The sequence below is a fragment of the Candidatus Methanocrinis alkalitolerans genome, assembly GCF_029167205.1.
Lineage (GTDB): Archaea > Halobacteriota > Methanosarcinia > Methanotrichales > Methanotrichaceae > Methanocrinis > Methanocrinis alkalitolerans.
In genome coordinates this window covers 1-9,236 of sequence record NZ_JARFPL010000057.1, presented here as the reverse complement: position 1 = coordinate 9,236, position 9,236 = coordinate 1, and the positions used below count along the sequence as shown (strand labels likewise).

General features: G+C 53.0%; 9 protein-coding genes and 1 pseudogene. 7 read left to right on the top strand and 3 right to left on the bottom strand.

What is annotated here, in order from left to right:
• Positions 1 to 189: 189 nt before the first annotated feature.
• From P0O24_RS11800 to P0O24_RS11790, 3 genes are all read left to right on the top strand, one after another.
• The gene (locus tag P0O24_RS11800; protein WP_316969954.1) at positions 190 to 975 is read left to right on the top strand and encodes a TIGR04255 family protein; all 786 of its coding nucleotides are present in this window, start codon (positions 190 to 192) and stop codon (positions 973 to 975) included.
• 1 nt (position 976) lies between these two features.
• Positions 977 to 1,231, top strand: coding sequence for a hypothetical protein (locus P0O24_RS11795; protein ID WP_316969953.1), 255 nt, complete (start codon positions 977 to 979; stop codon positions 1,229 to 1,231).
• A 172-nt stretch (positions 1,232 to 1,403) separates the two neighbouring features.
• Entirely contained in the window at positions 1,404 to 1,898 is a 495-nt protein-coding gene (locus P0O24_RS11790; RefSeq protein ID WP_316969952.1) for a hypothetical protein, read from the top strand.
• A gap of 381 nt (positions 1,899 to 2,279) precedes the next feature.
• Here the strand turns inward: P0O24_RS11790 and P0O24_RS11785 are convergent, their stop codons facing one another.
• Positions 2,280 to 3,032, bottom strand: coding sequence for a Dph6-related ATP pyrophosphatase (locus tag P0O24_RS11785; protein ID WP_316969951.1), 753 nt, complete (start codon positions 3,030 to 3,032; stop codon positions 2,280 to 2,282).
• Positions 3,033 to 3,412: 380 nt separating this feature from the next.
• Between P0O24_RS11785 and P0O24_RS11780 the strand changes: the two genes are divergently transcribed.
• Positions 3,413 to 3,712, top strand: coding sequence for a nucleotidyltransferase family protein (locus tag P0O24_RS11780; protein ID WP_316969950.1), 300 nt, complete (start codon positions 3,413 to 3,415; stop codon positions 3,710 to 3,712).
• A gap of 227 nt (positions 3,713 to 3,939) precedes the next feature.
• A complete protein-coding gene (locus P0O24_RS11775) occupies positions 3,940 to 5,874 on the top strand; it encodes a GNAT family N-acetyltransferase (RefSeq protein WP_316969955.1) in 1,935 nt (644 codons plus the stop codon).
• Between the two features lie 158 nt (positions 5,875 to 6,032).
• Here the strand turns inward: P0O24_RS11775 and P0O24_RS11770 are convergent, their stop codons facing one another.
• Positions 6,033 to 6,326 (bottom strand): hypothetical protein, encoded by a 294-nt coding sequence (locus tag P0O24_RS11770; protein ID WP_316969949.1) that lies wholly within the window; start codon positions 6,324 to 6,326, stop codon positions 6,033 to 6,035.
• Between the two features lie 211 nt (positions 6,327 to 6,537).
• Here P0O24_RS11770 and P0O24_RS11765 point away from each other — a divergent pair, with 211 nt between their 5' ends.
• Positions 6,538 to 6,909: a hypothetical protein gene (locus tag P0O24_RS11765; RefSeq protein WP_316969948.1), complete on the top strand. Its 372-nt coding sequence runs from the start codon at positions 6,538 to 6,540 to the stop codon at positions 6,907 to 6,909.
• A gap of 354 nt (positions 6,910 to 7,263) precedes the next feature.
• The gene (locus tag P0O24_RS11760) at positions 7,264 to 8,664 is read left to right on the top strand and encodes a citrate/2-methylcitrate synthase (RefSeq protein WP_316969947.1); all 1,401 of its coding nucleotides are present in this window, start codon (positions 7,264 to 7,266) and stop codon (positions 8,662 to 8,664) included.
• 350 nt (positions 8,665 to 9,014) lie between these two features.
• Here P0O24_RS11760 and P0O24_RS11755 read toward each other — a convergent pair.
• Positions 9,015 to 9,236: pseudogene (locus P0O24_RS11755) on the bottom strand (IS1 family transposase); the annotation flags it as partial.

Genomic DNA, 9,236 nt, shown 5'->3' with positions numbered 1-9,236 from the left:
ATCCTCGTTAGAACATGCAACATCATTGAATCCAGGTTTTGGACCTCTTCGACCCATCTTGCTACACCCACAATGAGATAGAACGTAATAGTATAAATAACATCAACTCACTGCTGGTTCACTACCCAAAATACTAGGTGAAATCAAAATGCTAGGTGAAATCTAGCGATCGAAATTGAGGCGAAAACAATGGTCATCGATAAAATCTATCCCAATCCGACGGTCAAGCAAGTAATATTTCAGATTACATATCCAAATTTATTTTATCTTGAAAATAGAATTGGAGCACTACAGGAAAAATTGATGAGAGAGTTTCCTGACACGAACTTAATTTTTAGGAGAGGACTTTTATTTACCGATATTGGTCCTAACCAAAAGATAGAAATTCCTTCAGAGGAATTAGAGAAGAATACTACAAAAAAAATATGGCAATTTAAATCAAAGAATAATACAATATTAAGTATCACATCAAATTCATTAGATATATCCTCAGAATTCCATAAAACCTATAACTTGGGGGAGGACAATAGCAAAAAATTCAGATATGCTTTAGAATATGCTGTTGGAGCATTCCTTGATGTTGTAAAATTGCCTATAATCAACCGAATCGGTCTTAGATATATCGATCATTGCCCATTGATTACTAAAGATAATACTACCTTGAAAGAATGGTATAACTCGACATTTCCTTTGGATAGATTCAAAATAGAAGATGCCACAGCTATGGCATTTCAAACAATCGTCAAAAAAGGAGAATATAACCTTAGATACGCGGAATCTCTAGGCCAAATTGATGGCGTAGATAAGTTAATCCTTGATTTCGATGGGTTTGCAGTCAATATAGAAAATGTATCAGAATATTTGACAATTACAGACAAATTGCATGAAATTATATCTGATGCTTATAAATCAGTTATAAAATCACCCGTTTATGAATATATGGAAAATAAGCAAATGATAATTCAGGAGGAGTGAAATGGGTCAAACAGATTATCTGGAGGTTAGGAAAGAATATAAAACAGGCATTACATATCCAGAAAGCAAATCCGTGATATACCCATTCGATAAGTACGAAATCGAAGTAGAATTGACGTCAGATGGAAAATTCCTCGGAATTACTGGTATTAGTGTTAATAAAGATTTCCGATCTTATGCGCAAAGATTGAATTCTTATGGTTATATCGATTTAGATAAGTACTATTCAGAAGACGATGAGGAAATCCCTGAATAGCTGTGGTAGACATGTTTTATACAGAGAACCCAAGTAATACATTGAGACTGGGAGATGTAGTAACAGGATATATAACCGCGGTTCCAAATCAAAAAGAGCCAATTAGAAATAATTTTGCTGAGTACAATCTTGATATCAAACATCCAAACTATCTAGTTGTACTTACACCGTGTTGTTCTATTGGAGAGAAGACCCTATCGGTAGCCCCATTACAACTATTTTAGATGCAAAAAGGAAAAAATTTTTCGCAAATCCATATTTTAGGGGGGACATGACATTGATCAATTATCCCCACACATTTCGAGAATGGAAAGACTTAGGGCATGAGGATGTAACAGACCCAGCGGGAAGCGGAGAAAAATTATATACATTGGACAATCTATTTGTTTATGCTGAAGATTTGCGTCTCAAAAGTTATAATGTAAATGTGCGCAAGGAAGAATTTGAATCGAGGTATTATATTATTGATTTTAGAAATGTGACTAAAATAAAATGCGATTGCATTGTTTCTGAAAACGAAAAGGTTCGAAACTATGATACACTCCTTGAAAAAACGATGGCATCAAAAATTTTAGAACTTTCGATAGATTCAAGGGCGAGTCTAAGAGAGAAGCTTGCTTATTATTATAGTAGACCGCCTAAAGAAGACTGCATTGTGGAATGCTAGCACTGAAACGGTATCCGCCTCAGCACCATCTCGCCCGCCACAAAGCAAATCGGCACCGCCACCGCCGCCGCCACCGCGAACTTGGCGAGGGGGTGCAGCGCGAAATTCCGCAGGGCGGCGGTGACGCTGGATCAGGATCACCGGGTGGAAGAAGTAGACGGCGAAGCTCTTATCGGCCATGAACCGGGCTAGCCTCCCGCCGGAGTTGAAACGCTCCCGGAATATGACGACGATGCCGAGGCAGACCGCGACGCCGAAGAAGGCCTCCCAGAGGGCGCGGGCGGCGCTCCGCCGGGGGAGGGCCCCGCGATCCGGCGAGCTTTCATCTTCATGGCGGCGGCCTCCTGGGGATGGTCCAGGGGAAGATCTGGAGGCTGTCTTTCACAGGGCCCCTTTCTCCTCGACGGCGAACTCCGTTATATCGAGGAACCGGACAGCTCCCCTAGAGATGGCCTCTCCCTCCTCGATCACGAGCCTCCTTTTGAAGATCGGGCCGTCGAGGACGAACGTATGAAACTCGCCATTCTCGCCGCAGGGGTCGATTGCGGGGTCGAGGGCTCTCAGGTCCGCGACGAAGCTTCCATCGATCCGGCGGCCGAGCCACTCGTCGCCGAGGAGGCCGGAGCGGACGCCGACGACGACCGCCTCAAATCCGGCTTCGAGAAGCTCCCCTATGACCTCCTCTGAGTTCATATTCCAGATCGGCATCAAGCCCTCGATCGCAAGGCTGGCGCAGATCCGGTCCACCAGGGGGCCGTGGGTTCTTATGTGGCCGAAGACGGCGGAGGAGATCTTTGCGCCCCTCTTCCTCTCGGCCCCGTCGATGGCGCGAAAGGCCCGCTTGAACTCCTCCTCGTAGGACGAAAAGCCGGTCCTGATGAGGGGCAACCCCAGGGATTCCGCCTGGGCGGCCAGGAGGGCGGGATTGACCTCGTGGGCCCCCACCCGGTCTCGATTCCAGAAGGATAGGAGGTACCTGACCTTCACTCCCGCCTCCATCGCCTTGTACGCCGCAAGACACCCGTCCTTTCCCCCCGTCCAGGAGACGACGGCTCCGGGGCCGCTCGCCCCCTCCTCTCTCCCAGATCTTTCGCCCTTCATAACCCTCATCCTCATCCTCACCCCCGTCCTCATCTTCGTCTACGTCATCGATCTCATCGGAAAAAACGGCCGCCGCGATCGGCCATCAATCCTACGGATCTCGCCTGATCGCTGAGATCGCGCATATCGCGCATATCTGCCGGACCATCGTCGCTGGAGTAATAATAGTTTTTAGGTACGTGTTTAGCTGGCCAGGCTTGATCTCAGTATCTGTAGGGTATTGAGTCCCTGTTGCTTCCATGTCGACAGGACGGTCATAATACGTTCATGAATAGATGTCCCTTTTTTATTTTGCTTCAAGGAGTAAAGAAATTATCTACGATTTTGAGAACTCTTCGGAAGGTTGGTACATAGAACTAACTAATAAAATAAGATAAGTGGCTAAATAAACTGAGATAACATCGAAGATTTCCATGACCGATCAGATGCAGGCGGTGCGTTACGCAGTAATCGAGATCCTGCGAGAGAACGGCGTCAAACGAGCGGCTTTCTTCGGCTCCATCGTCCGCGGCGAGATGGACGAAGAAAGCGACATCGACATCCTGATCGAGTTCGAGGGAAGAAAGAGCCTCCTCGATCTAGCCCACCTCAAAAACGAGCTGGAGGACGGCTTGAACAGGCGCGTGGACGTCCTCACCTATAAATCGCTTCATCCAAGGCTGAGAGAATCGAATCCTAGCCGAATCCTGGCCGAGCAGGTCCCGATACTGTGAGAACGTCGAGGATGGCTCAATAACTGATGGCGAGGATTCTGCTGAGGTCCTTCACGATTAATTAAGATAATTTTATACCAACATCGATAAATATCATCTCATCCAATATTTATTCCAGTCGAAAGTCCACACGCTCTCGATTTTCGCGGAGGCTCTTTCGATTCGATAAGACCTTTTGGAGGTGGCTCGGTTTGGCGCTCGTTCCGGACGATAAAGGCTCAGAATTTATGGAATTGAAGAAGAGGTGGCCTAAGAAGTTCTGGCCGGAGAGGGCCATCTTCGAGCGGATACACCCCGGCGATCGGATCTTCGTTGGGACCGGCTGCGGCGAGCCCCAGCACCTCGTCGGAGCCCTGAAGAGGTACGTCGAGCGGAGCCCTAACTCCCTCTTAGGCGCCGAGATGATCCACGTCTGGACCCTGGGGATCGCCCCTTGCGCCGAGGAGCAGTTCCGGGAGAACTTCCGGCTCAACTCCTTCTTCGTCGGCTCCCGGAGTAGGGAGGCGATCAACCGGGGGGACGCCGACTACACCCCCATATTCCTCTCGGAGGTCCCGGCGCTATTTCGCCAAGGGTCGATCCCCATCGACGTCGCCCTCGTCCAGACCTCGCCCCCCGACCGCCACGGCTACATGAGCCTGGGGATCAGCGTCGACATCGTCAAGGCAGCGGTGGAGGCCGCCTCCATAGTCGTCGCCCAGATCAACCCCAGGATGCCCCGGATCCCCGGCGACGGCTTCGTCTCCGTCGAGGACGTCGACCATCTCGTCTTCTGCGACGAGCCGCTCCTGGAGTACCACGACCCCGTCCCCGGCGATATGGCCCGTCGGATCGGGGAGTACGTCGCCAGGATCGTCGAGGACGGATCCACCATCCAGGTCGGCTACGGCTCGGTCCCCAACGCCGTCCTAGGAAGCCTCGGCGACAAAAAGCACCTTGGGGTCCATACCGAGCTCTTCACCGACGGCCTGGCGGATCTGATGAAGTCAGGGGTCGTCGACAACTCCAGAAAGACGATCGACCGGGGGAAGACCGTTGCCTCCTTCTCCATGGGGACGGCCGCGACCTACGAATACCTCGACGACAATCCCCTGGTGGAGTTCAGGTCGATAGACTATACGAACAACCCTCTGGTGATCGCCAGAAACCGGAGGATGACGGCGATAAATAGCTGCATCGAGATCGACCTCTCGGGTCAGGCGACGGCCGAGTCCCTGGGCGGCGTCCACTACAGCGGGATCGGCGGCCAGGCGGACTTCATGAGGGGCGCCCTCCTCGCGCCGGGCGGAAGGTCGATCCTCGCTTTACCATCAACGGCCGACGGAGCGAGGACCTCGAGGATCGTCCCCACCCTCAAGCCCGGCTCCGGCGTCACCCTGGGCAGGGGGGACGTCCACTACGTCGTCACCGAGCACGGCATCGCCTACCTCCACGCCAAAAACGTCCGGGAGAGGGCGATGGACCTCATCGCCATCGCCCACCCCGACCACAGAACCTGGCTTGTCGAGGAGGCAAAGAGGCTGGGGCTGATATACGCCGATCAGGCCTACGTCCCCGGCGAAGCCGGGATCTACCCTGAGGGCCTCGAGACCCGGCGGACGACGAAGGCGGGCCTTCATATCCTCCTGCGCCCCGTCAAGATCACCGACGAGCCGCTCCTGAAGGAGTTCTTCCACGAGCTATCCGACGAGAGCCTCTACCGCAGGTTCATGAGATCCAAGAAGGAGCTATCCCACCGGTGGCTCCAGGAGTTTGCCGTCGTCGATTATTCTAAGAAGATGGTGATCCTGGCGGTGGTGGAGGACGAGAAGGCCGGGAGGGAGGAGGTCGTGGGGATCGGCCAGTACGGCCTCCTGGGCGAGTCTATGACCGCCGAGGTAGCCTACGTGGTGAGGGACGACTTTCAGAAGAAGGGGGTGGGTAGAGAGCTTCTCGCCCGGCTCACTGTCCTCGCCAAGAAGCAGGGGGTCCTGGGGTTCGTCGCAGAGGTATTGTCCACCAACATCCAGGTCTTCAGGATGTTTCAGAAGATGGGCTTTGCCCTTGAGACGGTCTGGGAGGAGGACGGCGTCCGCGAGTTGAGGGTCCACTTCGACGACCTCGTCGGGAACGGGGAGGCCGATGGGATCGATAGAGTTTGGGGGGGGACCTCCAGAAGCTAGCGCCGGTCCTCCGATGTGTTCGACGGAGTCTGGCCTGCCCGATCCAAGCCGGAGGAGAGCATGGGCCTTCCTGGAGCTGGACAGATTCCGAAAATTTATAAAATTGATTAAAAGATATATTATAAAAATATAACATAAATCATAATAAAATATAAAGTTTAGAAATTATTGAGCGCTTCCTTGACCATCGTCTCCACCAGCGATATGATGCCGGCGACCCCCATCTCTCGTAGGGAACCCCGGGACATCTTCTCCTCCAGCATATAAAAAAATATGAGGGTAAGCATCGTCCGGAGCTCTCCGTCTTCTAGGGTTGAGGAGATCGTCCCTCCGCCCTGATCGAGGGGCATCCCTGGATATCTCTCCATCTTCTCTGATAGCGTATCGAAGGAGGGAAGAAGGTTCGGGTCTATCGCCTCTATGATGCTCCTGGAGGATCGAATATCTGGCATATCCTCTCATCACCTTGAATTACTCTTACGTATAATATAGTCGGTTTAAATACTTAAACCTGTCGGATTATCCAATGATCCCGTGTATGGATTATCTGAGTATCAAATCATCCGATATTCTTATATACTTGACGAGATCATTAACATTAAGCTCAGTTTCGTATGGGGGTCCCCGATGATGAAATGTATCGGTTCATTCATGCTGACTATTTTGCTGATGGTTGTCGGAAACCTCGCCGCCTCCGGAACGGACGTGGCGGGAAGAAAGACCTGCGACGTCTCGAAGGCCATGAGCAAACTCTACAAGAACAGCCCGAAGAACATAGCGCGAATTTTGTACGACGATCGAACCGGCCTCGGATTTGGAGATCTCCAGACCGGGACGGGTCTGGACAGAAACAAGCTCAATCACGAGCTCATATCGATGAGAAACCTCGACCTGGTGAAGCTCGTCGACGGAAGATATTTTCTCACCTGGTACGGCGCTCTTCTTCTGGAGAACGCAGATATCTGCGAGAGGTCCCTCTCCGAGATGGGGGAAGACAAGCTATTCGAACCGGCGGACTCGGATTCTGTCGACTGAATAGGTCTACGCTGAATAGGTCTGTGTGGTGCGACGGGGCCGCACACCATCTATAGAAGACCTATCCCTTCCAGGGTCATCAGCCATCCGCCCCTAAGTCCACCGGCCGGTTTCAAGCCCAGAGTATATTCGAGAGACGACCCGGACTTGCCGCATATACGGCCAGCAGCTCACCGTCGATGAAAGGATTATATATAAGCAGATCTTGAAGGCCCGGAAGTTCTAGCTGGCCGACGAGATGGGAGGCCCGCCCACCGCTCCAGATCGACCAAACTGCGGTCTTCAAAGGAAAGGGCGTTTAGGGCGTTTGTTTGGGGCGTTTTATCGCTATCCCCATCCTGGAGAGGATTATATATGGAAAGAATAGACGAAGACATCTCCGAGCTGATCCTGCGGGCAAAGAAAGAGACCTCCTCGAAGCCGAAAGGGACCGACCCCATCTTCGACCAGATGAGGGGGGTGGACTGGCCGATAAAATGTACTGTGGGCCCCGGACTTGAAGGTGCGATAGCCTGTAAGAGCCGGGTCGGTTTCGTCAACGGATCTGAAGGGACCCTCATCTATCGCGGCTACGATATCTTCGACCTATCCGCCCACTCCACCTTCGAGGAGGTCTCCTACCTCCTCCTTTACGGCGAGCTTCCAACGGAGAGGCAGCTCGCTACTTTTGCAGGCCGCCTCAGTGAATTCCGGTTCCTCCCCAACACCCTGAGGATGATGGCGGGCGCCCCCCTGGAGTGGATGAATCCCATGGCGGCCCTCAGGATGGGGACGAACTTCATGCACCAGAGGCAGACCTGGCGGGATAGCGATGGCGGCAGGCCGTCCTTCGAAGACGCCATCGCCTCCGACGAGGACTCGATCCCCATGGAGACGAGGCCGACAGGAGAGGAGCACGCCATCTACGAGTTCCAGAGGCGCCACCTAAGACGGCCCCGGGATGCGAGGGCCGCCACCGACGACGCCGAGTCCATGGATAGCTGCATCCATCTCATCGCAGGGATGGCGACCCTGGCGGCGGCCATCGGCCGCATCAGGAGTGGCCGCCTTCCCATCGAGCCTGACCCCGAGCTCGGCCATGCCGCAAACCTCCTCTACATGATGACGGGTCGGCGGCCCACCCCCCTGGAGGAGAGGGTGATGGACGTAGCCTTGATCCTCCACGCCGACCACGGGATGAATGCCAGCACCTTCGCCTGCCTGGTGGTGGCGTCGACGATGTCTGACATCTACTTCTCCGTCGATGCGGGGATCGGCGCCCTCAACGGCCCCCTCCACGGCGGAGCAAACGAGGAGGTTACGAGGGTCCTGGGGGAGATCGGCTCTCCAGACCGGGTTCCGGCCTGGTACAGGGATGCCCGGAAGGCGGGTCGGAAGATCCCCGGCTTCGGCCACCGGGTCTACAAGACCTACGACCCTCGGGCCCGGGTCCTCGCCCCCCTGGCGGGGATGATGGCGGAGTCGAACCCCGATTGCAGCCAGATGTATTCGACGGCGAAGAGGCTCGAGGATGCGGTCGTCTCAGACCTCGGGGCGGAGAAGAGGATCTTTCCCAACGTCGACTTCTACTCCGGGATCGTCTACAACGCCATGGGGGTCCCCGACGACCTCTATACCGTCTTATTCGCCGTCAGCCGCGTCGCCGGCTGGACCGCCCGGGTGATGGAGTACCTCGATAACAACCGGATATTCAGGCCCCGGTCCCTCTACATAGGCGACTTCGACCGGGAGTACGTCCCGATGGAGAACCGATAGTAGCAAATGCCAAGTCTCCACAGCTGCGGAGACTTCCTGCAGAAAAAAAAGTCGATGAGAGCGTTGAAAACGCTCCCATTCCATCCTTTACCTGAAAAGGTCCATAAATCCGAGGAACTCCAGCCGAAGAGCCGTCCTCCAAGAAGGTCGAAGATCGCTGGAGGGGGTCTTGAATCTGTTTCATCGGTCATCGGTTAAGGAAATAAAATGCCTTTATCTTGAAGTTCATATTACGCTTTATGCGTTGAAAGAATGAGGTCAGAATTTGAGAACGGATTGCTGCACCCATTTTGATCCCGCCAGACTTGGAGGACTTGCTACCAGGAATGCTATTGGGTAGTGTACTCGTTTCATTGAATTGGCACCCTGAATGTCATCAGTTCTTTGATGGTCCAGACGTGATCAACGAGTCCTTCAGCCATCGCGGGAGTTCTCTGCATCCATTTCTTTCTACCTTGATTGACCTCTAACCTCAGAGACTTATGAGGTTTGACGAAATTGTACCATGCTTGGAAGAAGTCCAGAGCGTGAGTATGCCTTCTCAGGATTTTGCTGCAATTCATGCTCTTGCG

Bases quoted from the DNA above. Each gene is read 5' to 3' on its own strand.
- P0O24_RS11800 (WP_316969954.1), top strand. From the start codon at position 190: ATGGTCATCGATAAAATCTATCCCAATCCGACGGTCAAGCAAGTAATA.
- P0O24_RS11795 (WP_316969953.1), top strand. From the start codon at position 977: ATGGGTCAAACAGATTATCTGGAGGTTAGGAAAGAATATAAAACAGGC.
- P0O24_RS11785 (WP_316969951.1), bottom strand. From the start codon at position 3,032: ATGAGGACGGGGGTGAGGATGAGGATGAGGGTTATGAAGGGCGAAAGA.
- P0O24_RS11780 (WP_316969950.1), top strand. From the start codon at position 3,413: ATGACCGATCAGATGCAGGCGGTGCGTTACGCAGTAATCGAGATCCTG.
- P0O24_RS11775 (WP_316969955.1), top strand. From the start codon at position 3,940: ATGGAATTGAAGAAGAGGTGGCCTAAGAAGTTCTGGCCGGAGAGGGCC.
- P0O24_RS11770 (WP_316969949.1), bottom strand. From the start codon at position 6,326: ATGCCAGATATTCGATCCTCCAGGAGCATCATAGAGGCGATAGACCCG.
- P0O24_RS11760 (WP_316969947.1), top strand. From the start codon at position 7,264: ATGGAAAGAATAGACGAAGACATCTCCGAGCTGATCCTGCGGGCAAAG.